Annotated in this window: 21 protein-coding genes and 1 pseudogene; 12 read left to right on the top strand and 10 right to left on the bottom strand. The window is 61.1% G+C overall.

Features of this window, described 5'->3' with window-relative positions; genetic code table 11:
• Positions 1 to 51 precede the first annotated feature (51 nt).
• The 5 genes from NKH67_RS18480 to NKH67_RS18460 all read right to left on the bottom strand — a co-directional run bounded on the left by NKH67_RS18480 (position 52) and on the right by NKH67_RS18460 (position 6,433).
• A complete protein-coding gene (locus tag NKH67_RS18480) occupies positions 52 to 2,085 on the bottom strand; it encodes an aldo/keto reductase (RefSeq protein WP_352470903.1) in 2,034 nt (677 codons plus the stop codon).
• 56 nt (positions 2,086 to 2,141) lie between these two features.
• Positions 2,142 to 3,239, bottom strand: a complete 1,098-nt coding sequence (locus NKH67_RS18475) for an ABC transporter ATP-binding protein (RefSeq protein ID WP_352470902.1) — start codon at positions 3,237 to 3,239, stop codon at positions 2,142 to 2,144.
• An 8-nt stretch (positions 3,240 to 3,247) separates the two neighbouring features.
• On the bottom strand, positions 3,248 to 4,099 hold the full coding sequence (locus NKH67_RS18470; protein ID WP_023675945.1) for a carbohydrate ABC transporter permease: 852 nt from the start codon (positions 4,097 to 4,099) through the stop codon (positions 3,248 to 3,250).
• Positions 4,096 to 4,956, bottom strand: a complete 861-nt coding sequence (locus tag NKH67_RS18465) for a carbohydrate ABC transporter permease (protein WP_254817930.1) — start codon at positions 4,954 to 4,956, stop codon at positions 4,096 to 4,098. Before NKH67_RS18465 ends, NKH67_RS18470 begins: the two co-directional genes overlap by 4 nt.
• Before the next feature lie 205 nt (positions 4,957 to 5,161).
• Positions 5,162 to 6,433: an extracellular solute-binding protein gene (locus NKH67_RS18460; protein WP_352470901.1), complete on the bottom strand. Its 1,272-nt coding sequence runs from the start codon at positions 6,431 to 6,433 to the stop codon at positions 5,162 to 5,164.
• A 106-nt stretch (positions 6,434 to 6,539) separates the two neighbouring features.
• Here NKH67_RS18460 and NKH67_RS18455 point away from each other — a divergent pair, with 106 nt between their 5' ends.
• Entirely contained in the window at positions 6,540 to 7,412 is an 873-nt protein-coding gene (locus NKH67_RS18455) for a helix-turn-helix domain-containing protein (protein WP_023675948.1), read from the top strand.
• A gap of 9 nt (positions 7,413 to 7,421) precedes the next feature.
• On the opposite strand, the gene NKH67_RS18450 is transcribed toward NKH67_RS18455, so the two are convergent.
• Both NKH67_RS18450 and NKH67_RS18445 read right to left on the bottom strand, forming a co-directional pair.
• On the bottom strand, positions 7,422 to 8,660 hold the full coding sequence (locus NKH67_RS18450) for a M24 family metallopeptidase (RefSeq protein ID WP_352470900.1): 1,239 nt from the start codon (positions 8,658 to 8,660) through the stop codon (positions 7,422 to 7,424).
• Positions 8,661 to 8,850: 190 nt separating this feature from the next.
• Positions 8,851 to 9,189 carry a hypothetical protein gene (locus tag NKH67_RS18445; RefSeq protein ID WP_352470899.1) on the bottom strand — a complete coding sequence of 113 codons (339 nt, stop codon included), beginning with the start codon at positions 9,187 to 9,189 and terminating at the stop codon, positions 8,851 to 8,853.
• Positions 9,190 to 9,590: 401 nt separating this feature from the next.
• Between NKH67_RS18445 and NKH67_RS18440 the strand changes: the two are divergent.
• From NKH67_RS18440 to NKH67_RS18425, 4 genes and pseudogenes are all read left to right on the top strand, one after another.
• Positions 9,591 to 9,895, top strand: a pseudogene (locus tag NKH67_RS18440) (ferritin-like domain-containing protein); the annotation flags it as partial.
• A gap of 491 nt (positions 9,896 to 10,386) precedes the next feature.
• Positions 10,387 to 11,601: a glycosyltransferase family protein gene (locus NKH67_RS18435; protein WP_352470898.1), complete on the top strand. Its 1,215-nt coding sequence runs from the start codon at positions 10,387 to 10,389 to the stop codon at positions 11,599 to 11,601.
• 1 nt (position 11,602) lies between these two features.
• A complete protein-coding gene (locus tag NKH67_RS18430; protein ID WP_352470897.1) occupies positions 11,603 to 12,847 on the top strand; it encodes a glycosyltransferase in 1,245 nt (414 codons plus the stop codon).
• A complete protein-coding gene (locus NKH67_RS18425) occupies positions 12,844 to 14,022 on the top strand; it encodes a glycosyltransferase family protein (protein ID WP_023675953.1) in 1,179 nt (392 codons plus the stop codon). Before NKH67_RS18430 ends, NKH67_RS18425 begins: the two co-directional genes overlap by 4 nt.
• A gap of 210 nt (positions 14,023 to 14,232) precedes the next feature.
• Here the strand turns inward: NKH67_RS18425 and NKH67_RS18420 are convergent, their stop codons facing one another.
• Positions 14,233 to 14,901 carry a class I SAM-dependent methyltransferase gene (locus NKH67_RS18420; RefSeq protein ID WP_352470917.1) on the bottom strand — a complete coding sequence of 223 codons (669 nt, stop codon included), beginning with the start codon at positions 14,899 to 14,901 and terminating at the stop codon, positions 14,233 to 14,235.
• Between the two features lie 85 nt (positions 14,902 to 14,986).
• On the opposite strand from NKH67_RS18420, the gene NKH67_RS18415 reads away from it, so the two are divergent.
• The 4 genes from NKH67_RS18415 to NKH67_RS18400 all read left to right on the top strand — a co-directional run bounded on the left by NKH67_RS18415 (position 14,987) and on the right by NKH67_RS18400 (position 19,672).
• A complete protein-coding gene (locus NKH67_RS18415; RefSeq protein WP_352470896.1) occupies positions 14,987 to 15,352 on the top strand; it encodes a hypothetical protein in 366 nt (121 codons plus the stop codon).
• 17 nt (positions 15,353 to 15,369) lie between these two features.
• Positions 15,370 to 18,084, top strand: coding sequence for an ABC transporter transmembrane domain-containing protein (locus tag NKH67_RS18410; protein WP_352500819.1), 2,715 nt, complete (start codon positions 15,370 to 15,372; stop codon positions 18,082 to 18,084).
• 157 nt (positions 18,085 to 18,241) lie between these two features.
• On the top strand, positions 18,242 to 18,691 hold the full coding sequence (locus tag NKH67_RS18405) for a cyclic nucleotide-binding domain-containing protein (RefSeq protein ID WP_023675957.1): 450 nt from the start codon (positions 18,242 to 18,244) through the stop codon (positions 18,689 to 18,691).
• A gap of 126 nt (positions 18,692 to 18,817) precedes the next feature.
• A complete protein-coding gene (locus NKH67_RS18400; RefSeq protein WP_352470894.1) occupies positions 18,818 to 19,672 on the top strand; it encodes an MBL fold metallo-hydrolase in 855 nt (284 codons plus the stop codon).
• A gap of 1 nt (position 19,673) precedes the next feature.
• Here the strand turns inward: NKH67_RS18400 and NKH67_RS18395 are convergent, their stop codons facing one another.
• Positions 19,674 to 20,498, bottom strand: a complete 825-nt coding sequence (locus NKH67_RS18395; protein WP_352470893.1) for a polysaccharide deacetylase family protein — start codon at positions 20,496 to 20,498, stop codon at positions 19,674 to 19,676.
• Positions 20,495 to 21,583 (bottom strand): glycosyltransferase family 4 protein, encoded by a 1,089-nt coding sequence (locus NKH67_RS18390; protein ID WP_352470892.1) that lies wholly within the window; start codon positions 21,581 to 21,583, stop codon positions 20,495 to 20,497. Before NKH67_RS18390 ends, NKH67_RS18395 begins: the two co-directional genes overlap by 4 nt.
• 74 nt (positions 21,584 to 21,657) lie before the next feature.
• Between NKH67_RS18390 and NKH67_RS18385 the strand changes: the two genes are divergently transcribed.
• The 3 genes from NKH67_RS18385 to NKH67_RS18375 all read left to right on the top strand — a co-directional run bounded on the left by NKH67_RS18385 (position 21,658) and on the right by NKH67_RS18375 (position 25,676).
• Positions 21,658 to 22,836: a DUF3095 domain-containing protein gene (locus NKH67_RS18385; RefSeq protein ID WP_352470891.1), complete on the top strand. Its 1,179-nt coding sequence runs from the start codon at positions 21,658 to 21,660 to the stop codon at positions 22,834 to 22,836.
• A gap of 104 nt (positions 22,837 to 22,940) precedes the next feature.
• The gene (locus tag NKH67_RS18380; RefSeq protein ID WP_352470890.1) at positions 22,941 to 24,284 is read left to right on the top strand and encodes a nucleotide sugar dehydrogenase; all 1,344 of its coding nucleotides are present in this window, start codon (positions 22,941 to 22,943) and stop codon (positions 24,282 to 24,284) included.
• A 51-nt stretch (positions 24,285 to 24,335) separates the two neighbouring features.
• Positions 24,336 to 25,676, top strand: coding sequence for an adenylate/guanylate cyclase domain-containing protein (locus NKH67_RS18375; protein ID WP_352470889.1), 1,341 nt, complete (start codon positions 24,336 to 24,338; stop codon positions 25,674 to 25,676).
• Positions 25,677 to 25,690 lie beyond the last annotated feature (14 nt).

Below are 25,690 nucleotides of genomic sequence, written 5' to 3'. Positions count from 1 at the left end.
ACAGTCCGGAAGCTAAGGGCGCAGCGTAGGCCGAAGCGACTGCCGCTGCCGTCAGGCCCGCGCGCGGGCCTGATCCGAACCGCTATCCAGCCATGCAAGATCGTCCGGCGAAAGTGAAATGTCGAGCGCCTGGAGGCTGTCTTCCAATTCGTCGAGCGTGCGCGGCCCAATCAGCGGGACGGACGGAAAGGGCTGCGCCAGGACATAGGCGAGCGCGACGTGGATCGGGCTTTTGCCCAACCGTTTGGCGAGCTCGATGGCGCGGTCGCGACGGCCGAAATTCCTCTCCGAATACCAGACCCGGACCAGCTCCTCATTGTCGCGCCGGTCGCGGCCGGCGCGGTCGGTGAAGAAGCCGCGGCCCTGGCTCGACCAGGCGAAATTCGGCATCTGCCGGGCGGCGAGCCAGGCCTTCCATTCGTCGCTGGAGGAGGTGACGCAGCCTGCCCAGATCGGCTCCAGCATCTCGGCCAGCGAGAAATTGTTGGAAAGCGCGCCGGGCTTCTGCTTGCCGGTGCGCTCGGCGTAGGCAATCGCCTTGTCCATGCGTTCCATCGTCCAGTTCGAGCCGCCGAACGGACCGCGAATGCGGCCGGCCTTGACCTCGCGGTCCATCGCATCGACGAATTCGTCGACCGGCACATCCGGATTGTCGCGGTGCATGAAATAGACGTCGATATGGTCGGTCTGCAGCCGTTCGAGCGACTGGGTGAGCTGCTTGCCGATGACGTCGGGATAGCAGAGCGGCGAGTGCGCGCCCTTGCCGATGACCACCGACTGCTCGCGCACGCCGCGGTTCTTCAGCCACTGGCCGAGCAGCGTCTCGGTATAGCCGGAACCGTAGACGAAGGCGGTGTCGAACAGATTGCCGCCGGCCTCGAAATAGGCATCGAGCAGGATGGCGCCCGACGAAAAGGTGCGGAAATCCTCGAAGCCGAGCGCCAGGCACGAGGCCGGCCGCGGCAGGCCCGGAATGCTGCGCTTGGGGATGGCGGTTCCGCCGGAGCGCAGCTTCCGTCCGGAGATCGTGTTGACGCGCTTTGCCGGTTTCTCGATGTCGTATTCGAGCCCGATCGCGGCCCGCCATTTGTCGAGCACGCGCAGATTGCCGAGACTGTCGGCCCAGCCCATGCCGGGCCAGGCGAACTCCTGCTTTCCGCCGAGAATGGCCTCGCCGGCGGCGTCGACCTCAAATGCGTACAGCCAGCCGTCCTCCGTGACCTCGACCACCTCGGTGTCACCCGGACGGATGATGCGGATTTCGCCGGTGCCGCCTTGCTGGCCGCCGGCATACCAGAAATCCGCCACCTCGATGCGGCCTTTGCTGCCGACAATACGCAAGACATTGTCCTGAGCGAGCGAGATGCTGCAGGACACTTCCGCGACGATGCCGCTCGGAAAATGCAACAGCGCCGACGCCCATTCGTCGACGCCGGATTGGCCGAGATGCGCAGCGCCGACGACTTTGTCCGGCTCGGCGAAGGGCTTTCCCACTGCTGCGCCGGCAATCAGCCGCGCCATCGAGACGGGATAACCGCCGACATCGAGAATGCCGCCGCCGGCGAGATCCTTGGCGTAAAGCCGGTGCTCCGGCATGAAGCCCGGCATGGCGAAGCCGAAGCTGGATTTGATCATCTTGATGTCGCCGATCGCGCCGGCCCTGATCAGCTCGACCAGCCTGGCCGTCTGCGGATGCAGCCGGTACATGAAGGCTTCGCCGAGAAAGGTGCCGGCCTTGCGCGCGGCATGGATCATGGCGTCGGCTTCGAATGCGGTCAGGCCAAGCGGCTTTTCGCAAAGCACGTGCTTTCCGGCCTCGGCCGCCTTGATCGCCCATTCGGCATGGCTCGGATGCGGCGTCGAAATATAGATCGCGTCGACATCCGGATCGCCAACCAAAGCCTCGTAGCCGTCCAGGATGCGGGCGCCGGGGAAAGCCTCGGTGAGCCCCGACTTGCCGGGATTGCGCGCCCCTAAGGCGACCAATGTGCCGGTGCGCGAATGGGCGACGCCCCCGGCAAAAGCCTTGGCGATGTTGCCGGGCCCGAGAATGCCCCAGCGAACTTTTTCTGGTTTGGACGTCATGTCAAATCTCCGTGGGGTGGCCGCGAGCAATCGCGATCGGACAAAAGAAAGATGGGTTAGCGAATGCGTGCGCCGGTGGCGTCGAAGAGAAGCGAGCGGTCGGCTTTGATCGACACCACCAGGTCGTCGCCGTTCGCGCGATGCCGCGAGGCCTCGCGCTCGATGATCAGTTCCTCGCGTCCGCCACCGGTACCGGAATTGGCATAGACATAGCTCACCGATCCCAAGTGCTCGGCGACGTCGGCCTTGAGGGTAAGGTCGCAATCGCCCTGGCCGGCGTCGAAGAAATGCTCCGGCCGCACGCCAAGCACAACATCGCCGCCTGTTGCAGGCAAGGCATCCGAAAGCGGCTTGCGCAGTCGCGCGCCGCGATGATTGACCAGTTCGACGACCGCCGCACCGTTGTCGGCCCCGACCATTTTTGCCGCCAGGAAGTTCATTTTCGGCGAGCCGACGAAGCCGGCAACGAAGCGGTTGGCGGGGTCGTCGTAGAGATCGAGCGGCGCGCCGATCTGCTCGATATTGCCGGCGTTGAGCACGACGATCCTGTCGGCCAGCGTCATTGCCTCGGTCTGGTCGTGCGTCACATAGACCATGGTAACGCCGAGCTCCTTATGAAGGCGCGATATCTCGACGCGCATCTGCACCCGGAGCTCGGCATCGAGATTGCTGAGCGGTTCGTCGAACAGGAACACTTGCGGCTCACGCACGATGGCGCGGCCGATGGCGACGCGCTGGCGCTGGCCGCCCGACAATTGCCGCGGCCGCCGCTTCATCAGCTCGGCGATGCGCAGGATTTCGGAAGCCCGCTTCACCCGCCGCTCGGTATCTCCCTTGGGGTTGCCGGTCATTCTCAGGCCGAAGCTCAGATTCTGCTCGACCGTCATGTGCGGATAGAGCGCGTAGGACTGGAACACCATGGCGATGCCGCGATCGGCCGCCTCGACGTCGTTCACCACCTTGCCGCCAATGGCGATCTCGCCGTCGCTGATGTCCTCGAGCCCGGCGATCATCCGAAGCAGCGTGGACTTGCCGCAGCCGGAAGGGCCGACGAAGACGACGAATTCGCCGTCATCGATGTCGATATTGGCACCGTGGACGATCTCGAAGACGCCGAAGCGCTTGATGACGTTTTTGAGTGTGACTGCCGCCATGCTGATCCTTACTTGATGGCGCCGGCGGCGATGCCGGCAACGAAATGGCGCTGCAGAAGCACGAACACGACGAGCATTGGCGCCGTCAGCATCACCGCGCCCGCCATGATGCCGCCCCAGGACACCTTGGTGAGACCGATCAGCGTGCCGAGCGCCACGGGCGCGGTCATCGCGCCCGGCTTGGAATTGATCAGCAGCGGCCAGAGATAGTTGTTCCAGGAGGCAAGGAAGAGGATGATGGCGAGCGCCGCCAGCATCGGCCGCGCCAGAGGCAGTGCGACGAACAGGAATATCCGCCATTCCTTGACGCCCTCGACCTTGGCGGCGTCGAACAGCTCGTGCGGCATCATCGAAAAACTCTGCCGCATGAAGAGCACGCCCAGCGAATTGAACAGCGGCGGCACGATCAGCGCCACCCAGGTGTTGGCGAGCTTGAAGTCGCGCGCCACCATGATGAATTGCGGGATCAGCACGACCGCATAGGGCAGCGTGATGGTGCCGAAGATGATGGCGACGACCATGCCCTTGCCGAAGAAGTTGTAACGCGCCAGCGCCCAGCCGGCCATCGAGGTCAGCATCACCGACAGGAAGGTATAGGTCACCGCCACCGAGACGGAGATGCCGATGGCGCCGATGAAATTGGTGCCGCGCTGCAGATTGCTGACATTGTCGAGGAAATTGCCATGCGGCAAAAGCTCGATATCGGGGCTGAAGATGCCGTTGTCGGGCATCGTCGAAAAAACCACCATCATCCACAGCGGAAACAGCCAGACCAGTGCCAGCGGCGTCAGGAACAGATGCAGCGCGATGCTGCGTCCCAATCTGGCCTGGGAGCGGCTGACTCTTGAGTGCGAGGTCATTTCGGTTCCCTCGTCAGCCATATCTGCACCAGCGAAATGGCAATCGCCAGCCCGGCCATGGTGTAGGCGACGGCCGAAGCGTAGCCGAAATTGAGCGACCGGAAGCCCTGGCGGTAAAGCAGCAGCCCGAGCGTTTCGGTGCCGCCGCCCGGCCCGCCGCGCTCGGTGATCAGGAAGGGCTCGGTGAACAGCTGCATGGTGCCAATGATCGACAGCACGGCGCAGAACACGATGATCGGCTTGAGCAGCGGCAGCGTGATGTAGAAGAACTGTTTGACCTTGCTGACCCGGTCCAGGGTCGCCGCCTCGTAGACATCCTCGGGAATCGACTGCAGGCCGGCGAGCAGGATGATGGCGTTGTAGCCGGCCCAGCGCCACGTCACCGCCATCATGATCACCGCCATCGCCGGGGTGACATTGGTAAACCAGTCGACACTGGGCAGGCCGATGCTGTTCAGCAATTTGTTGATGATGCCGTAGTCGAGATTGAACATCAGCCGGAAAACCGCCGAATAGGCGACCTCGCCGACCACGACCGGCGCGAAGAAGGCAAAGCGGAACAGGCCACGGGCCTTGAGCAGTGGCGAATTCAAAAGCACCGCCATCACAATCGCCAGCGAAATCATCACCGGGACCTGGATGACAAGGATCAGCAATGTGTTCTTCAAGGCATTGAAGAAGGCCGGATCGCCGATCAGCCGGCCCCAGTTGAAGGTCGGCGCGAAGCGCCACGGCACGGTGCGCGTCGCCTGGAACGAGATCAGGAAGGAATCGATGATCGGCCACAGCCAGAAGATCGAAAAAATCAGCAGATACGGCGCGAGAAAGCGATACGCCGTGGCGTTCTGGTAGCGCATCGTTTTCCTCCTTTCTGCTTTCAAGTTCTTGCCTTCTCCCCTTGTGGGAGAAGGTGGATCGGCGCGTAGCGCAGAGACGGTTGAGGGGTGATGGCCGGAGTGCCGCCGGCGCCAAGCTGGAGCACCCCTCATCCGTCGCCTTCGGCGATACCTTCTCCCACAAGGGGAGAAGGGGAGCCGCGCGCTCGGAGCCGCCTCGTCTAGATCACGACTTGACCGGCAGGCCGGTCGCCGCGGCGATCTGGCTTGCGGCATCGTCGAGCGCTGCCTTGGCGTCGGGATAGCCGCCGGCCAGATATTTGGTCTGCACCGCGCGGATGATGATTTCGGCGTCGCTCTGGAACGGCGTGCCGCGGCTGGGGACGACCTTGGGCAAGGTGCCGAGGATGTCCTTCCACACGGCTTGGCCACCCCAATAGGGCAGGCCTTCGGAGACATAAGGGTCGTTGAGCGCCGAGATCAGCGACGGCACCAAGCCGAAGCCTTTCAGCATGGTGATCTGGCCCTCATTCGTCCCTAGCGTGTATTTCAGATAGGCGTAGGCGGCTTCCTTGTTGTTCGACACCGAGGTGATGGCGAGCGAGGAGCCGCCGAGATTGGCGGCGCGCGGACCGTCGGCGGTCAGGCTCGGCATCAGATAGACGCCCCATTTGCCTGCTCCATCGGGCGATTCGGTGCGCACGGTGCCTTCATACCAGCCGCCATACATCTGCGTGGCGACCTTGCCGGCGGTGTTGTTGGTGATCTTGGTGCTCCAGTCGGCAGAGGAAATGATGCCGGCATCCTTCATCTCCTTGATCTTGGTCATGGCATCGACGCATTTGGGCTGGTTGACCGTGATCGATTGCCCGTCGGCGGAGAAGTAGGCGCAACCCTGCTCGTTGGAGATCATGCGGAAGAATTCGGAATCGCCGTTGAAATCGGCGTTGGTCATCGTGACGCCGGGATTGGCGGCCTGGATTTTCTTGGCGGCGGCGATGAAGTCGTCCCAGGTCTTGATCGAGGACGGATCGACGCCAGCCTTCTCGTAGAAGTCGCGGCGGTAGAACATCGCCACTGGACCGGAATCCCAGGGCATCGCATAGGCCTTGTCGTCAACCTCGAGCTCGGTACGCTTGAAGTCGGGGAATTTTGCCTGGTCTTCCGCGGTGTAGCCGAGCGTATGCAGGTCGACGAAGCAATCCGGGAACTGGCTCCAGTAGTTTTCGGCTTCGCCGTTCTCGATCGTAACGATGTCAGGCAGCCCCTCGCCGCCGGCGGCACAGCCGGCGATTGATTTGTCGTAGGTCGGCTGGTTGCCAAGGTCCTCGACCGTCACCTTGATGTCGGGATACTGCTTGTTGAAGCCCGCTATGGTGGCCTTCAGCGACGAAGCGGCGATATTCCAGCTCCAGATCGTGATTTCACCGGACTGCGCAAAGGCCGGGCTGGAGCCCAAGGCAAGCGCGAGCGCGGCGCAGGTCAATTTTATGCGCATTGAAATCCTCCCATTTCAGTTGCTCTCTGTTTGCGAGCGTGGCTAGACTAGGCCTCGGGAAAGCCTTGTCCGCGACAAAGGGAATAAGAAATGAGCGGAAAGTAAGATGCCGGAAAGGCCGTTTTACCAGCCTGGCGCCAGCAGCGTGGAGGGCCTGCCGCTGCTGCTGCAGATGTTCCACACCCAGCCCCTGGTGATGCTAAAGCCGCATTGGCACGCCCAGGTCGAGGTGAATTTCATCGTGCGTGGCGCCGTGCATTACCGCATGGATGGGCACGGGCTTTCGCTTTCTGCGGGCGACATGTGCCTGTTCTGGGGCGGCCTGCCGCACCAGATGGACGAAGCCTCCGACGATGCCATCTATGCCGGCGCGCATTTGCCGCTGGTGCATTTCTTCCGGCTGCATTTGCCCGTCGAGGTCCGCAACAGACTGATGACCGGCGCGACACTGGTGACCGACGCCACCGACCGGTCGGACGACCACAATTTCGAGCGCTGGAACCGCTATGCCCGCTCCGGCGACCCGGTCAAGGCCGAGCATGCCGTCAACGAGCTTTTGCTGCGGCTGGAGCGGGTGCGCTTCGAGCCTTACCGGCTGGTGCCCGAAACCCCGGTCGAACAGGAGATAGGCAGTCCCTTCGATCAGCAATCGCTGCGCAATGTCGGGCGCATGTGCGACTTCATCGCCGAGAATTTCCTCTACGAAATCGATTGCGTCGACATCGCCGCGGCGGCCGATATCCATCCCAAATACGCCATGAGCATCTTCAAGAAATCGACCGGCATGACGCTCAATGAATATGTGAACTTGCTGCGCCTCAGCTACGCGCAGGCGCTGCTGATGCATCAGGATGCCAATGTGCTGCGCGTCGCCATGGAATCGGGCTTCGGCTCGCTCAGTGCCTTCAACAAGTCGTTCCGCAAGCTTTCCGGCATGTCGCCGTCGGATTTCCGCAGGGGCGTGGCCGGCGCCAGATAACGGCTGGATTCAAGCGATAATATCCAGGCGCCTCGGCAGGCGGTTCATCGGCGACGGCCCGTTGGCGGTGATCAGGAACTGGTCCTCGAGATTGAAGCTGGCGAGACCGTCGATGTAGAGCGGGATTTCGAATGCCAGCACCATGCCGGCCTCGATCACGACATTGCTGTCGGCCGAGATGAACGGCCATTGCTCGGAAAACACGGAATTGCCGACGCCGTGGCCGAAATGGCCGCGGCGATAGGAACGCAGGCCCTGGCGCGCCAGGCTTTCGCTGGCGGCGCGATGCACGGCGGCTAACGGCTTTCCGGGCATAAGCGCGGCAAGCCCGTCGGCGAAGGCGCGTTCGGCTATCGCATGCAATTCGGCCTGTTCGGGCGACGGCGGCCCGAAGGTGAAATTCCGCGACATATCCGAGGCATAGCCGTTCACGCTGCACACCATGTCGGCCCTCAGCGGATCGCCGGCGGCGGCGACGACGTCGGCGCCTTTTGGGCGAGCGCCCAGCGTGACGTACTCCGCCGTCGAGATTTGCTGCGACGACCCGGCGGCTGCATCCGCGACGCCTTGCCGGTAAAGCGCGACCAGCTCAGACTGACGCATGCCGGTCGTCGCATGCTGCTGCAGCCGCGACAGGCCGGCCTCCGACAGGGCGATGCCCTGCTGCAGAAGGTCGATCTCGCTCTGCGATTTGATTGCCCGCAGCCTGTCGAGAACCGGCGAGCCGTTGACCAGGGCAGTGCCCGGCAACATTGCCTGCATCGCGGAAAAATCGCTGGCCGAGACGAAATCCAGCTCGATGCCGAGCGTCGCACGCTCCAGCCCGAATTCTGCGAGGATCGTTTTCAGCTCGCGGACGGAGCGGGCAAGCTCGAAGGTCGCCGGACGTGAAAAACCGGGGGCGCGGCCAACCAGGCCGGCCTCGATGCGCTGCGCAACAGGCCGGTCGGCCGTCGCCGGCTCGAGCGACACCGATTCGATCCAGATCGCATGCGTGCGCAGCACGGCGCCGGCCATCGCCGCCCGGAGCTGGGCAGCCTGGAAATCCGCCACCACGACGCCGATCGGCAGGTCGCCTCGCTTGGGAATAACGACGAAACCGGCGCCGGCCCGCCGGAACAGGCCGGCCGGGCCGATCCAGGCACCGGTGGCATATTGGAACGCCTCGGGCTCGCAAAGCACCAGCGCCTCGATGCCGGCGCGCTGCATCAGGTCAGTTGCGCGCTCGCGGTCGACAAAGCCGGCCATGGGATCTCCTCGAATGCACTCGAATCCGACGCCGATGCGGCGGCGTTTGGCCTTAGCGTAGCTTCAGTGCCGCCGTGGAGCAGCTTTTTTCTGGAAGCGCTGTTCACCTTGAGAGTTCGTCGTCGGGAAACGAAAAAAGCCGCGGCGAACCACGGCTTTCAACGCGACAAGTGGTCTGTTTTTGGAATGCTTACTGGGTTTCGTCAGAGGTGTCGTCGGCAGTGTCTGCCGCGTCTTTCGCGGCCTTCCTGTCCAGCGCTGCCTGCAAGGCCAGCGTAGCCTGCGGTGAGGCCGGCGTCGTGGCAACGACCGCCATTGCATGAGCAACGCCGGTCGTCGACTTGTCCTTGGCCGCGGCGGAAGTGGCGGCTCCGTGTCCCTGCGAGCCGGCCCCGGCCGAGTTTCCGCCGTTACCGTTGCTGCCGCCATTGCCGTTGCCATTGCCATTGCCCCCGGGGGCAGCGAGTACCGGAGATGCGAGAAGGGTGAGAGCGGCTACGGTCGCGAATAGACAGGTGCGCGTTTTCATAGTTCCTCCTTCGAGTCGCCCTCCCGCCAGGATGGGTTTCAGATGAAAAACGTCAGGACTTTCGAATCCGAAAGTCGGCTGTTACCTAGCTTTGTTCAAATACAGTATTCTACAAGACGGACCTTGGTCCGAAATCGATACGCAAAAGTCCTGGATTTTATCGACAGCGTACTTCGGACGACCGCAGCGGCGGGATTTTTGCTGCCGGCAGATCCGGCGCCGCTACAGCGCAGTGTGCGTCAGCTGTCATCAGGCTGGGGTCGAGGAAACCTAGCTGCTCGGCCATCGGTGAGATCATTCAAGGCGATTGAGGAACATTCCACATTTCGTGAAGTTGGGAGCGCAGGTGCGCTTTTGAGGTGCCAAAATGTTTGATGCCGGCGGGCTTTTGGGAGGAAGCCATGATCCGCGTCACGCCTGCATTTCGTGTTTCGCGCCGCCGCGCGTTGCAGTTTGGCCTGGGAGCAACGCTCGCTTCGGCCACCGGCCTTGCCCCGATTTCCCGGGCCTATGCGCAGGATGAGGTCAAAGACGAAGACATTTTTTTCCGGTTCGCCCTCAATCTCGAATATATGCGGAAGCCGAATATTACCTGCGCGGTACAACCGGAAAAGGGATCGAAGACTCGGATACTGGCCCGAAGGCCGGCGCTGTCGTTGGCGGTAAACAGGTCAGCTTTGACACGCCTGCAATCGGCGAGTTCATGTGCCCATGGCGTCCAAAAAGCTAGTGAGTTCAATTGGCTCGCCCGAAAAGAGTCGAACTCCTGACCCTTAGATTCTGGTCTGAGAAGTCAAGATCTAGGCGGTTCGAACGTGTCCCATACTCCGTCAACGCTCCGGCTTCCCACCGCCAAGGCACATCATGGTTTAGGAGCTTGGCTTAGACGCTCGAAGTGAAGTACCCAGCCCATACCTTATTCCATTCTGGAGTTTCCACGTTTTTCGCAGCGGTCAAGGCCGCCGAGAATCCGAGATGGTCAATACCAGTGAAATGATGCAGGTTCTTCTGGACCACGTGGCAAGCAGGCCGCTGAGCAGACGTAGCTTCCTGGTTTCAGCATATGGACCCTCTTTGTAATACGAATTGAAAATTGCGCCCTCATGTTTCAGAACAGGTCGGTAGACCCGCGAGGATGATTTCGAATCCTGCGGGTCGCACGGTCCTCAAGGCGAGAATTCTAAGAGACGTTCAACAATGACCCAGCACGCAGAAAACGCTCGAATTCTCATGTACAGCCACGACACGTTCGGGCTCGGCCATTTGCAGCGCTGCCGGACTATCGCGCATTCGCTGGTCGAGGATTTCCGCGGACTTCAGGTGCTCATCATTTCGGGTGCGACTATCGCTGGCGCCTTCGATTACCGCGCCCGTGTCGACTTCGTGAAGATCCCCAGCGTCATCAAGCTGCGCAACGGCGAATACACCTCGCTGGAAAAGGACATCGATCTGCATGAGACGCTAAGGATGCGCCAGTCGATCATCCGCCATACAGCTGAGACCTTCCGGCCCGATATCTTCATCGTCGACAAGGAACCGCTCGGCCTGCGCGGTGAGATTGAGGACACGCTGTCCTACCTCAAGACGCGGGGCACCACGCTGGTGCTTGGCCTGCGCGAGGTGATGGATGCGCCGCATCTGCTCGAAGCAGAGTGGGCGCGCAGAGACGTGATGCGCAAGATAGGCGTCTTCTACGACAAGGTCTGGGCCTATGGTCCGCCGGATTTCTACGATCCGTTGACGGGCTTGAATGTGCCCCCGGCTGTCAGGGCAAAGATGAGGTTCGTCGGGTTCCTGCAACGGAGCCTGCAGCGGAACGAGTTGCCCGGCCACCGGCCCGAGGGCGACTATATCCTCGTTACTACCGGTGGCGGCGGTGACGGCGCCGATCTGATCCACGACGTCATCGATGCCTATCAGCAGGATCCGCAATTGCAGCATAGAGCCCTGATCGTGCTTGGGCCTTACATGCCGGCGCGCAAGCGCAACAAGCTGCTCAAGAAGGGGTCCAAGATCCCTTACATCAAGATCATCGAGTTCGACAACCGCATGGAAGACCTGATTGCCGGCGCCAAGGCGGTAGTGGCGATGGGCGGCTACAACACCTATTGCGAGATACTGTCTTTCGACAAGCCGGCGCTGATCGTGCCGCGCGTCGAGCCCCGCCGGGAACAACTGATCCGCGCACGGCGCGCAGCCGAACTCGGCCTCATCGAGATGCTTTTGCCGGAAGAAGCCGAGGATTCCCGGCGGTTTGCCGATGCACTGAAGGTGCTGCCGGACCGGCCCCGCCCATCGCAGAGCAATCCGCATCTGACGCTGGAAGGGCTGCCTCATATTTCCGAAATCGTCGCGGAACTGCTCGACCGGCGGGCCGGCCATCACCTTTCGGTCATTGAAGGAATGACCTGAGTTGCAACACCGCAAGATCGTCGTGGTTCTGAAGGGTTACCCGCGGCTGTCCGAAACCTTCATCGCGCAGGAACTGCTTGGTCTTGAGCGTGCGGGGTTCGACCTGATACTCGTCGCGCTCAGGCGGCCGACCGACGAAAAACGCCACCCCGTGCATGACGAGATCAAAGCGCCCATCCATTATCTGCCGGAATATCTGCATGAAGAGCCGCTGCGCGTGCTTCGCTCGCTGTTTGCCTATCTGCTGCGTCCGGGCTTCTGGCGCGCGCTCGGATCGCTGGCTGCCGATATGCCCCGCGACTTTACGCGCAATCGCGCACGGCGCTTCGGGCAAGCGCTCGTGCTGGCGGCCGAATGGCCGGAAAACGCAGGCTGGCTGCATGCACATTTCGCGCACACGCCTGCATCGGTGACGCGCTATGCCAGCCAGCTTCGTGGCCAGCCCTGGACCTGCTCTGCCCATGCCAAGGACATCTGGACTTCGGCGGACTGGGATCTGGCCGGCAAGCTTTCCTCGGCGCGCTGGACGGTCACCTGCACGAAAACCGGCTTCGACCGTCTGAAAAAACTCGCTAACGGCAACTCGTCTGTGCATCTGAGCTATCATGGGCTCGACCTTGATCGCTTCGGCAGTTTCGGCGAAGCGCGAAAGCAGCATGACGGCTCGGCTCCGGACGAACCGGTTGTCGTTCTGAGTGTCGGGCGAGCCGTTGAAAAGAAAGGTTACGATACGTTGCTGGAGGCCCTTGCCCTGCTGCCCGGCGATTTGGCGTGGCGTTTCGAGCATATCGGCGGCGGCGAAGAACTGGAACGGTTCAAGGCGCTGGCGCAAAAGCTCGGCCTGGATGGTCGCGTCTCTTGGAAAGGCGCGCTTGCGCAGGAGGAGGTGCTTGAGCACTACCGCCGCGCCGACATCTTCGCCCTGGCCTGCAGGATCACCGCAAATGGCGACCGCGACGGTCTGCCGAATGTTCTGGTGGAGGCGGCTAGCCAGCGGCTTGCCTGCGTGTCGACCGATATTTCCAGCGTGCCGGAGCTTTTATCGCCGGATGAAACCGGGTTGCTGGTTCCGACGGAAAACCCGATTGCCCTGGCACAGGCGCTGGAGCGCCTGATCCGAGATCCCGTGCTCCGCGACCGCCTCGGCGACGCCGCAGAGCGGCGCGTGCGCGCCAATTTCGATCACATGGCAAGCATTGGACAGCTCAAGGAACTGTTCGAGCGGGAGTGGCGGGCCGCCGAATGAAGCGGCTGCGCGCTTTCTTCTATGTCCAGCACTTGCTCGGCATCGGCCATCTCGCGCGCGCCAGCCGCATTGCGGCGGCTCTGGTCGATGACGGGTTTGACGTTACCGTCGTGACCGGCGGAGCGCCGATCGCCGGGTTTCCGGGATTGGGTGTACAATCTGTAACCCTGCCACCTGTCACCTCCGGTGATGAAGGATTTTCGGGACTTGTCGACCTGCAAGGCAACCCGATCGACGATGATTTCAAGAAATGGCGTTCAGAGATGCTGCTGCAGGCATTCCGGGATTGCAGGCCTGATATCGTCATTGTCGAGGCGTTTCCATTTGGACGCCGGCAGATGCGTTTCGAACTCTTGCCGCTGATCGAGGCGATCGACGCGACGTCGCCCAGACCGCTGCTGGCGACGTCCGTCCGTGATATCCTCCAGGAGCGCGTCAAGCTGGGCCGAAACGAGGAAACGGTCGATCTCATCAACAGGCATTTCGATCTTGTTATGGTCCACGGCGATCCGGCTTTCGCAACCATCGACAAGACATTTCCACTGGCTGGGGCGATCAGGGCCGAGGTCACCTACACGGGGCTCGTTGCCGCGCCGCCATCGCCCGCGGCCTCCGAGCGCTTCGACGTTCTGGTGTCGGTTGGCGGCGGGGCTGCCGGAAAGAGCCTTGTCAGATCCACCATCGCAGCGGCGCGGAATGCCAACAACGCTTGGAAATGGTGTTTGATCACCGGCCCAAACCTGCCGAAAGACGAGTTTGACGCGATCGCACGCGATGCCACGCCGGGCCTGTCCATCTTCCGGTTCCGCGAGGATTTCGCCAGCCTGCTGACCGGCGCCCGCCTGTCAGTCTCGCAGGCGGGTTACAACACGGTCTGCGATGTCCTGCGCGCGGGTTGTCGCTCCCTGCTCGTCCCATTTGCAGCCGGCGGGGAAACCGAACAGACGGTTCGCGCCCTGATGCTCGAAGAACTCGGTCTTGCAACGGTGCTGATGGAAAAGGACCTGACGCCTGAAGGTTTGGCGCAAGCGATCGAACAAGCGCTTGTGGAACCGACGCCATCCGCGCATCGTCTCGATCTGGAAGGCGCGCGTCGCTCCGCGCAAATCCTGCGCGAGCGGCATCGAACATGGTCCCTAAATGTGGGGCCCGGTTTCGGAAAAGTTCATGATTGAACAGACGATAGATCCTAGAGCGCTTCATCGTTTCACGCAGAACCGCTCTGTCTCTTTGTTTTGACGCAATTCCGGACGGAAAGCCGTTTCCACACTCCTGCAAATGCTCTAACGCGCGCCGCGCCTGGTGAGATTCGTGCGACGCGCTTCATGTCCTGTTTTTATGCGTGTCGTTGTCCCAAACCGCTACGCGCTTTTGGGCGAAATGCATTAAACAGTTCCAATCAGCATGAAGCGCGTATAATTTTTTGTCGGCAGTTCGCCGGAGAACCGCACCTCCCGTAGCGCCGCCATTTCCTCGAAGGCTGCAAGCGAAGCCACGCAGTTGATGTGCGTCGGCTCGCTGAAATAATCGTTCGATTGCAGCAGTACATTCGTGCCCGGCGGAAGCAGAGCAAGCCAGGCGCGCAGATCGGCTATGTGTTCGCAGCTCGTATTGATCATCAGATCGGGCCGCCCGGCCGCATAGTCGAGTGCGTACATATCTGCCGTCAGCGCCCGGAACCGGTCGCCGGCTTCCCGGTTGAGGGTCCGGGCGACCGGCGCGACTTCGGGATCGATGTCGATACTATCGACCGCCGCGATGTCGAAGCGGGCGTCGTTGAAAAGCATTGCCGGCAATACGCCGTACCATCCACCCAGAACCCATATGCGTCCGAAGCGGCCGCCGCCGCTTTCGAACAGCCTGTCGAGCGCCCACATCTTGCAGGCGACCTGCTTGTGGTTGAAGGCGTTGGCGATATCGGCCTTCGGATGCTTGGCGACGACCCGCGCCAGCCCTGCCACGAGAGGGCAGTTGACATAAGCAGCAATTCCCCGCGTGAGGTCTAAGGCTTGCTCGTGCCAGTCCATGGCATTGCGTGGTTGCGTGACATCCATCATAATTCGTCTTGTATGTTGGGATTTTGGGCGACACAACGCAATCTTGCCTCCCGCAAGACTGTTTGATTCCGCGGACGTGATCATGCTGCAAGCCGCTTGGCTATTGCCCGGTGCCGGAGAGAGCCTGTTGCATCTGTCCGGATCATCGGCGTCCATCCGCCAGCACCAGCCGCGCAGCTGCGGCCTCGTGCCGCTCGGCTGTTCGCCAAAGCCCTACGAAAGCCGCGGACCGTTTGGCCAGCCGCTGTCTTCGCCGATCAACAATGCCCATGTCGATGCCATCGACCATGCGTCGGAACTGGATCGCGCCGCCTCGCAGGTTTCTTGCATCGTTGAGCGCAGGACAATGTCCGTGCACAGCAGCTTCGAGCTTGTCGTTGGCGATGAAGAAATTGCCGATACGCCATTCGCCAGCAGGTGCTTTTACATCCTGCATCCTTCCAACTGAAGGGTCCACAGTCGCATATGGAAGCCAGCCTAGCCCGCTATATCTGGACGCACACCAAGAAGCAGCAACTCTGGATATTGATGATCGTCGTGCTTTCGATGATCCCGTATTTCATGTCCTTCGACCTGCCGAAGCTGATCGTCAACGGACCGATCCAAGGTCGCGGCTTCGAGCAACCGGGCGCGACCCAGCCATTCATGAGGCTACACTATAACCTGCCGTTCGTTGGAGAGGTCCAGTTCTTCTCCGGTTTTCAGCTCGACCGCAAGGAGACCCTGTTTGCCCTGAGCCTTGTGTTCCTCTTGCTAGTCGTCATCAACGGCCTGTTCAAATTCTACATCAACACCTACAAGGGCCGCCTCGGCGAACGCATGCTGCGGCGTATCCGCTTCGATCTGGTCGACCGTGTGCTGCGTTTTCCGCCGGTTTATTTCAAGCGGGTGAAATCCGCCGAAGTGGCGACCATGGTGAAGGACGAGGTGGAGCCGCTGGGCGGCTTCATCGGCGACGCCTTCCTGCAGCCGGTACTGCTCGGCGGCCAAGCGCTGACGGCCATGCTGTTCATCATGATCCAGAACGTCTGGCTCGGAATGATAGCGGTCGTGATCGTGGCGATCCAGATCGTGCTCATCCCGCGAATGCGGCGGCGGCTGATCGTGCTCGGGCGCCAACGGCAGTTGACCGCGCGCGCGCTTTCGGGCCGGGTTGGCGAAATCGTCGACGGCATCGGCGCGGTTCACGTCCACGATACATCAAACTACGAGCGCGCCGACATAGCTGCCCGGCTCGGGCTCATCTTCAAGATCCGCTTCGATCTTTACCAATGGAAATTCATGGTGAAGTTCCTCAACAATTTTCTCGCGCAGCTCACGCCCTTTCTGTTCTACATGATCGGCGGGTATCTGGTCCTTGAGGGGCGGCTGGACGTCGGCCAGCTCGTGGCCGTGATCGGCGCCTACAAGGACCTGCCCGGACCGATGAAGGAACTGATCGACTGGGATCAGGATCGGCAGGATGTCCAGGTCAAATATCAACAGGTCGTTGAACAGTTCACCGTCGAAGGTCTCATCGCGCCGAAAATCGGGGCATTGACGATCGACGATCCCGATCCGATGACCAAGCCGCTGTCGGCGATCAATCTGTCCGTAGCAGACGATGGTGGTGCAATGCTCCTCAACCGTATCTCCCTCCAGGTCAAGCCGGGTGAGACGGTGGCACTGGTCAGTACCGCAACAGGTGGAGCGGAGGCGCTTGCAGAAGCCTTCGCGCGGCTGACCTGGCCGGACAGCGGAAGGGTCGCTTCGGGCACCGACGACCTGCTTGAACTCCCCGAAGCAGTAACCGGCCGGCGCATGTCGTATGCCTCGTCGGATGTTTTCCTGTTCCAGGCAAGCCTCCGCGACAACCTGCTCTACGGGTTGAAGCATGCACCGCTGACATCGGTGCCTTATGACGGTGCTGCGGCAGATCAGCAACGCTGGAACATTCACGAGGCGCGCCGGTCGGGCAATCCGGATCTTGATATCCACAGCGACTGGATCAACTATGCTTCCGCTGGCGCTACCGGCCCGCACGACCTCTTTGAAGCCGTGCGCCGGGTGCTCGACGCGGTTGTTCTGTCGCGTGACATTCTGGATCTCGGCTTGCGCTCTTCGGCCGACCTCACGCGTCACACGGAGCTTGCCAGGCGGATCGTCGAACTGCGTGCGGCGCTGCGGACCCGGCTGGAACAAGAGGGGCTGAGCGGACTGGTGGTTCCTTTCGAACCGGGCGCCTACAACAAGGAAGCAACGATCGGCCAAAACCTGCTCTTCGGTGCTGCCGCCGGCCCCGAACTGGCCGACAGGGCCCTGGCGGCCAATCCCTATTTTGCTTCCGTGCTGAGGCAAGCCGGCCTCGACCGAACGCTCTACGAAATGGGCTTGGAGATCGCCAAACAGGCGATCGAGCTGTTTGCCGACCTGCCGCCCGATCACCAGTTCTTCCAGCAGCTCGCCTTCATGAGCGCGGAGGAGATACCCGCCTACGAAACCTTGCTGCAACGACTCAAGAACCGTCCCTACGAGGCGGTTTCGGAAAACGATCGCGCCATGATCGTTACCTTGAGCTTTGCCTACATCGAGCCCCGGCACCGCTTCGGCCTGCTGAGCGACGAGCTGATGAGCAAGATCGTCGCTGCACGCAACCGGTTCTATGAAGACCTGCCGCCCGAGCTGCACAATGCGGTCGAACGGTATGATCCTGCCAAATACATTGCCGCGGCCACCGTCATGGATAATGTCCTGTTCGGGCGTGTGGGCAACAATCATCCGGACGCGCCCGACCGCATACGCTCCATCGTCTATGACATTCTTGACGAACTGGGGCTTTATGGCGAACTTCTGGATGTCGGCCTGGACTTCAACGTCGGCTCCGGCGGCAGGCGCCTGACCGGTGGACAGCGACAGAAGCTCGATGTTGCCCGGGCCTTGCTCAAGCGTCCCGATTTTCTCATTCTCAACCGGCCGCTGTCGGCGCTCGATCAGCGCATGCAGGATAAGGTGCTGCGAAATGTGCTCGAGGAAGCCAGGCGCGACGGCCATTCGCCGGCAATTGTGTGGGTCGTGACGAGTCCGGCAATGGCGATGATGTTCGATCGCGTTATCGTCTTCGACTCGGGTCAATTGGCGGAAGACGGAACACACGAGACACTTTTGGCAGGGAACGGTATCTTCAAGGAACTGTTGTCATAGAGCAACGGATATTCAGATGGGATCATTCTGCCGGTGCACGACATCCGGCTCGCCACCTTTCGCGTGGTTTGTCTCGCCATCCCGGAAAGAGAATTGATTCCATCGGGGCGTCCGTTGCTCTAGTCTGGCAAACGCGAATTTTGGAAGGTTTGCGACAATGCTGCTCAAGGATGAAGTTGGAATGCTGCAACGCGTTCCCTTGTTCTCTGCCATCGAGCCGACAAAGCTCAAGCTGCTTGCGTTCACATCCGATCGTGTGAGCTACAGCGCCGGCCAGATCCTTTTCCGGCAGGGCGACGAGGGAGACGCCGCCTATGTCATCCTTTCAGGCAGAGCGGATATTCTTGTCGATTCCGACAGCGGACCGATAAAAGTTGCCGAACTGGAGCCAAATTCGATCGTTGGCGAGATCGCCATATTGTGCAACAGCTCCCGCACTGCCACCGTCAGAGCGGCAAGTCCGCTGGAAGCCCTGAGAATCCGCAAGGATCATTTCCTGAGGCTTATGAGGGAGTTCCCGGAAATGACCATCGAGATATTGCGGGTTCTTGCCGATCGCCTAAGCCATACGACCGCGGATCTGATCGACGCACGAAGCGCCAAATAACGAAGGACGTGCGCTCGATCCTCGCCGTCGTGACGGCACTGTCCTCTCGCTGAGAAGATCACCCGGAGAAAGCCTGTCTGTCTCGCCTAGCAGCAGTTGTTTGGATATGATGGGCGAAGGGGTAGCATGGACGACAACGTTTTCCTGGTCAGGTTTTGGGGTGTCCGCGGCAGCATTTCGGTATCAGGCCCAGAATTCTCTCGCTATGGCGGCAACTCAATCTGCGTCGAGATGCGATGCGGTAAGCACACGCTTCTGTTCGACGCAGGCTCTGGCCTACGGCCTGCCGGCGCGGCGCTTCAGGCGTTGGGCGTGACCGATTTCGACCTGCTTTTCACCCATTGCCATTACGATCACATCATCGGGCTGCCGTCTTTTGCGCCGATCTATGATCGGGGCGCCAAGGTTACGCTTTGGTCCGGGCATCTTGCAGGACACATGACGACCCGGCAGATGGTCGATGAGTTCATGCGGCCGCCGTGGTTTCCGGTGAAACTGGAGGCCTGCAAGGCAAGCCTCGACTATCGCGATTTCGTATCCGGAGACGTGCTTCGCCCGCGCGAAGGGGTGGTGGTCCGAACCGGCAGTCTTATGCATCCGGGCGGCTGCATAGGCTACCGGGTCGAATGGGGTGGCGGCGTCGTGGCGGTGATCACAGACACTGAGCACGACCCGGACAAACTCGATCAGACGGTGCTCGGCCTGATCGAAGATGCCGACCTTGTCATCTACGATTGCACCTACACCGAGGAGGAAATGGAACGCCGCCGCGGTTACGGGCACTCGACGTGGCAACAGGGCGTCAAACTCTGTGAGGCGGCAGGTGCGCGGAGGCTTGCGCTGTTTCACCACGATCCGACACGCACCGACAAGGAACTGGACAAGATCCAGAAACTGGCCAAGGACAGGTTTACCGGCGCTTTTGCCGCGCGGGATGGCCAGACGCTCAACATTCCAGTCTCATTGCGCAAAAAGCGCTGAGCTATTTTCCTCTATCTCTTTGTCTTGACGCAATTCCGGACGGAAACCGTTCACACTTTCCTGGAATTGTTCCACCGGCGCTGCGCCCGATCAATGTCCTGATCGGAAGCCATGCGCAGGCTTCAGTCTTTGCGGTGACTGTGAACAGCCGTTCGAGGAAGAGCCAGGCCGATTCATCATGTACGAGATGGTGGGTGAGCAGGCCCACCGGTTCGCCCCCATCGAATGCATGCTGCAATTGCGCGATGATAGCCTGAACCAATAGGCCATGATCGCGGCAGCCGTGCGTGCCATGCCAATCCATGATGTCGACATTGCTGTTGATGACCGCAAGTGAAGCCGGCCTTGGCGGCCCATAGACCGACAATGCCGAAAATCCTATCGATCCAAGGTCGGATACCAAGCCGGCGTCGATCCTGTTCCAGGGTGGTACCAGCATCGGAACAGCACGTGCGCCGTGCAGGCCGGTTACGTGCGCCAGCCCGCGAGCCAGATCATCGAGCACCGCCTCGCGTGGCCGATGCGCGCCGAGCTCCTGCTTCTTCTGGCCCTCGGGCGCATGATTTCGGTGCGCCCAGCCATGGATGGCGACCGTGGCATGCGGCGCCTCGTCAAGCCGAACGACAAGCTTCTCGTCAGTCAGGGCGGGAATGACGGCCAGAGTCACCGGAACCGCGAATTCACCAGTGAGGTCGAGCAACCGATCAAGCGCAGGCGTCGGATCCACGGCGTCATCGTCGCGCAGCCAGAACTCTGCCTTACGGTCCGCCCGTTGCCGGCTCGCCAGTTCCTCCACCAAGGGTTGCCAGATCTGATCGGATGTCATGAGACCGGGATCTTTGCAAGAAGTTCGGCCAGACGCGCCGCCGCAGCACCGATAGAACGTTCTTCGAGGATGAAACGTCTGGCTTCTGCGGCCATGATGGATCTTTCGTCGTTACGGGCCAGAAGCCTTTCAATGGCAGAAGCGAACGCCGCCACATCGCCCGGCGGGGTGAGAAACCCGGCCTGGCCATCCCGCACGACCTCCGGCACGCCGGCGATGTCCTGAGCCACAACCGGAAGGCCGGCGGCCTGTGCTTCAAGATAGGCAACACCATAGGCCTCGCCGAAACCCGGCCAGACGTAAATTCCCCCACTGTAGAGGACATCCGGCACGGCGGCTGGCTCAATCGCGCCAAGCCATTCGATGCGCTCGGCGGGCAAGCCGGCGAATTGCGCTTTGATCTCCTCGCGGGCAGGTCCGTCCCCGACGACCGACATCGTCCAGGGCAGGTGACCGATCGAACCGAGCGCCTGCGCCAGCATGCCATAGCTTTCGACTTTGTCGCCCGGGCGCATCATGGCGACGGTAACGAGGCGCGACGGACAACCCCGTGCCGGCGTTTCCCGGAATAGCGATGTGTCGATGAAGGGCGAAAGCATGCCGAAAGCGGCGTCGGGTACCGCATCTGCCAGTCCCTGACGATCCCTTTGCGTGAAGCAGATGTTCAGCGCCGCCTGTTCGACGGCTCGCGCCACCAACGCTTGCGTATCGGCCCACAAACCGGTGTTGCGCCGCCTCGAATAGGAGGCTTCCGCTGTCACATAGGGGACACCAAAGGCCAACGCCAGTTCGGGCCCGATCAGGTCGGGTGCCTTGTAATAGGGATGATAGGTGAACCACAGATCGGGCTTGCCGTCACGATCCCAAAGCCTTGCCAGCCGCGCGGCTTCCTCCCGGGCCTCGATCTTGAGCGCATCGAAACTTTTCGAATCCGGTTCGCGTAGATAGAAGCGCAATTCGGATGCCAATTCGACGCTATGCCTTCCATGCTCCAGTGCCTTGACCAGCATCCGTGCCATCTGGCGGTCGCCGGAGGCAACGGGATGATTGGGCGACTTCAGCGGCGCGTAGAAGGCAATTCGCATCGCCGGACCCTATCATCGGAAAGCCTGCGCAAGTCAATTTCGAAGCATGATCGACTTCACCCTCAAGCACTGGAATGTGCTATTTGATGCTCATGGAAACAGCTGCCGCGTCCGATCCGTTTGTCGCTTCTCTGCCGGTCTTCGCAAAGTTCGAAAGCGTTGCCGATATCGATAACTATCGGCCTCTCCCCGATGGCTGGGCGCTGGCCACCGCAGACATCGTCGGCTCGACCAAGGCGATCGAGGCGGGGCGCTATAAAACCGTCAATATGGCCGGTGCTAGCGTCATTTCGGCGCTGCTCAATGCGCTGGGTAGGCAAGATCTTCCCTTTGTCTTCGGCGGCGACGGTGCGCTCGTGGCGTTTCCCGGCTCGGCGCTGGAGATCACCCGCAACGCGCTGGCGGCTGTCCAGAGATGGGTGGCGGACGAACTGGACCTGACCTTGCGTGCCGCAATCGTGCCGATAAAGGATATAAGAGCGCAAGGCCTCGACGTTCGCGTGGCGAGGTTCCAGGCCTCCGATGCGGTCTTCTATGCCATGTTCGCCGGAGGTGGTGGCAGTTGGGCGGAAGCCGAGATGAAAGCGGGGCGCTACCGCATCGATCCTGCGCCGGCCGGCGCGCGGCCGGACCTGACCGGCCTCTCGTGCCGCTGGAACCCGATCGAAGCCCGCCATGGCGAAATCGTCTCGATCATAGCCATACCGGGGGCGTCGCGCGACTTGCGCGGTTTTCAGTTTCTGGTTTCCGACATCATCGCCCTTGCCGGCAGGCAGGAACGCGATGGCCACCCGGTGCCGGTGAACGGGCCGGACTACAGTATGCTGCCCGCCGGCCTCGATATCGAAGCGCGAGCCACGGCGCCGGCAGGACGGCGGTGGCTGTCGAAGCTGTGGATAGTGTTCCTGATGACTCTTACGGCTGTTACGGATAGATATGGCTGGACGATCGGCAGATTCGATCCGAAGATCTACAAACGCGAAGTGGCCAGCAATTCGGATTTCCGGAAGTTCGACGATGGCTTGAAGATGACCATCGACGTTGACGCGGATGTGTTGCAACGGATCGAGGACCGGCTGAAACAGGCGGAAGAGGCGGGCATCTGCAACTATGGCCTGCACCGCCAGAAATCGGCCTTGATGACATGCCTCGTCGCATCGCCGCTGCAGCGCGATCACGTTCATTTCATCGATGGCGCCGCCGGCGGCTATGCGATGGCTGCCGCAAGCCTTAAGGCGAAGGTGCCGGTCTGACGCTTGCGGACATCGATTTTCCGCAATATGCCTCGGGGCTCTTGTGAGCGGTGAGCCTCACCATGGAAGCGGACGGCCTGTCCGAATTGACGGGAAGCAGATTTTTGGACGCCTCACGATCGACATATGACCGTCTTCTGAACCGGATTTCGACGCGTGCCGCGCAAGTCGGCGTGATCGGACTGGGCTATGTCGGGTTGCCGCTGGCGGTTGCGATCGCACGCGCCGGCTTCCCGGTTTCCGGCTTCGACATCGAAGGCCAGAAGGTCGAGAGCCTGAACAACGGCCAATCCTACATCGAGGCGGTGACGTCGACAGCTCTTGCCGGCCAGGTGGCAAGCGGACAGTTCCGCGCCACTGCGGATTTTGCCGAACTGGCCGTCTGCGATGTCATCATCATCTGCGTTCCGACACCACTGACGAAACACCGCGAGCCGGATCTCTCCTTTGTCAGGAACACCGCAGGCACCATCGCGAAGCATCTGCGTCTCGGCCAGCTGATCGTGCTGGAATCGACCACCTATCCCGGCACCACCGACGACGTGATCAAGCCCATCCTGGAAAAAACCGGCTTGCAGTCGAGGATAGATTTCTTCCTCGGCTTCTCGCCCGAACGCGAGGATCCCGGCAACCGCAGCTTTGAAGTCGCGACGATCCCCAAGGTCGTGGCAGGTGACGGCATTGAAGCGGCGACGCTCGTGCAGGCTTTCTACCATGGCGTGGTCAAGACCGTCGTTCCGGTTTCCACCACGGCGACCGCCGAGGCGGTCAAGCTGACGGAAAACATCTTCCGCTCGGTCAACGTCGCCCTCGTCAACGAGTTGAAGATCGTGCTCGGTGCGATGGGAATCGACATCTGGGAGGTGATCGAGGCGGCAAAGACCAAGCCCTTCGGCTACATGCCTTTCTATCCCGGCCCTGGACTTGGCGGGCACTGCGTTCCGATCGATCCCTTCTACCTGACGTGGAAGGCTCGCGAATACGAACTGCCGACCCGCTTCATCGAGCTGGCGGCAGAGATCAACACGGCCATGCCGCGTCATGTGGTCGATGAACTGGCGAAGGCGCTGGACCGGCGCTGCGGCAAGGCGCTCAGCCGCTCGAGCATTCTCATCATCGGGCTCGCCTATAAGAAGAATGTGCCCGACATCCGCGAAAGCCCCTCATTGCGGCTCATTGAACTCATCGAGGAATGGGGCGGCAAGGCGGAATTCCACGATCCGCATGTTACCGAAATCCCGGCCACACGGGAGCATATGGCGATCAAGGGGCGTCGCTCGGTCGAATTGACCGAGGTGGCCTTGAAGGATTTCGACGCTGTCGTCGTTGCAACCGACCACGACGCGATCGACTATCAGGCGATCGCGGATCACGCTCTACTGATCGTCGACACACGCAATGTTTTTGGCCGCCTCGGGCTAGCCCGAGAGACGGTGGTGAAGGCCTGACGGCGTCCGAGCCGGCGAATTTGTGGCGGATCAAGGAGATTTCGAGATAGCATGAGCACAGCGCAAGCAGAAATTTCTGCCATTCTCATGGATAAGGTTGCCGATTGGCTGACCCAATCGGCGTTGGCGGGCAACGACCTGGAAACATTGGTAAGGGGCTTTTGTGAACGGCTGGCTGCTGCCGGCCTGCCGTTGAAGCGGGTGCATTTGAGCTTTTCGATGCTTCATCCGCTTTATGACGCGCTCGGCTTCACCTGGCTCCGCGGCCAGGGCCTGGAAGTGGAAGGCTTCCGCAAGGAGAACGGCGTTCATTCCGACAGATTCCTGACCAGCCCATACTACCATCTGCTCAGCCACAAGCTGGACCATCTGCGGCGCCGGCTCGACCCGTCGGTGCCGTCGGAATTTCCTGTTTTCGATGACCTCAAGCTGATGGGCGTCACCGATTACATGGCTTTTGTCCATCCCTTCAGCGGCAACACCAGTCAGGGCATGATCGGGTCTTGGTCCACCGACAGTGCTGCAGGCTTCAGCGACAGCATGATTTCGGCGCTGCTGCGCATCCAGAACCATCTCGCTATCGCAACCAAGATGGCGGTGCTCACCAAGCTTGCCGACAACATGATGACCACTTATCTCGGCGGCGACGCCGGCAGGCGCGTGCTCGAAGGCCAGATCAAGCGCGGCGAGGGTGATACAATCCGGGCGGCACTGGTCATGGGCGACATGCGCGGGTCGTCAAGACTTGCCGAAACCTCCGGCCGCGAAGTCTATATCGATACGCTGAACCAGTTTTTCGACGCCGCTGCTGCACCTTTCAATCGCAAGGGCGGGCAGATCATGAGTTTCATAGGTGATGGCTTCATTGCCGTCTACCCTTGCGCAAGGCACCGTTCGCAGTCCGAGATCGCCTGCCAGGCTGCTCTTGCGGCAGCGCACAAGGCCACCGCGCGCATGATGGATCTCAATCTGCGCAGAAAGCAGCAGGGATTGAGCGACATAAACTATGGTATCGGCCTGCATGTCGGCAATGTGATGTTCGGCAATGTCGGGCTTACCGACCGGCTCACATTCTCTGTCTTCGGCTCGGCTGTAAACGAGGTCCAGCGCCTCCAGACCCTGACCAAGAAATATCCGCACAGCGTTCTCGCCAGCAAAGACTTCGCCAGCTATTGCGGCGCCAACAACTGGCTGGCGCTCGGCATGGAGGAACTGGCGGGCATCAGGCAGAAGCTAACGGTGCTTTCACCCGATTTGTCGGGTGCTCTGTCGCTCGACGAAGATGGTGCGCTGGAGCCGATTTACGACCGAATATCGGACGCCGAGCAGGTCATGCTGCTTCATCGCAATGCCGCGCGGCCGTCCGCGGGCGACCCGAGGAAGCTCCAGTAACCGCCACGATCTGA

It is taken from the genome of Mesorhizobium sp. M0968, from assembly GCF_040319065.1.
GTDB lineage: Bacteria > Pseudomonadota > Alphaproteobacteria > Rhizobiales > Rhizobiaceae > Mesorhizobium.
This window is presented reverse-complemented; position numbering and strand designations above follow the sequence as displayed.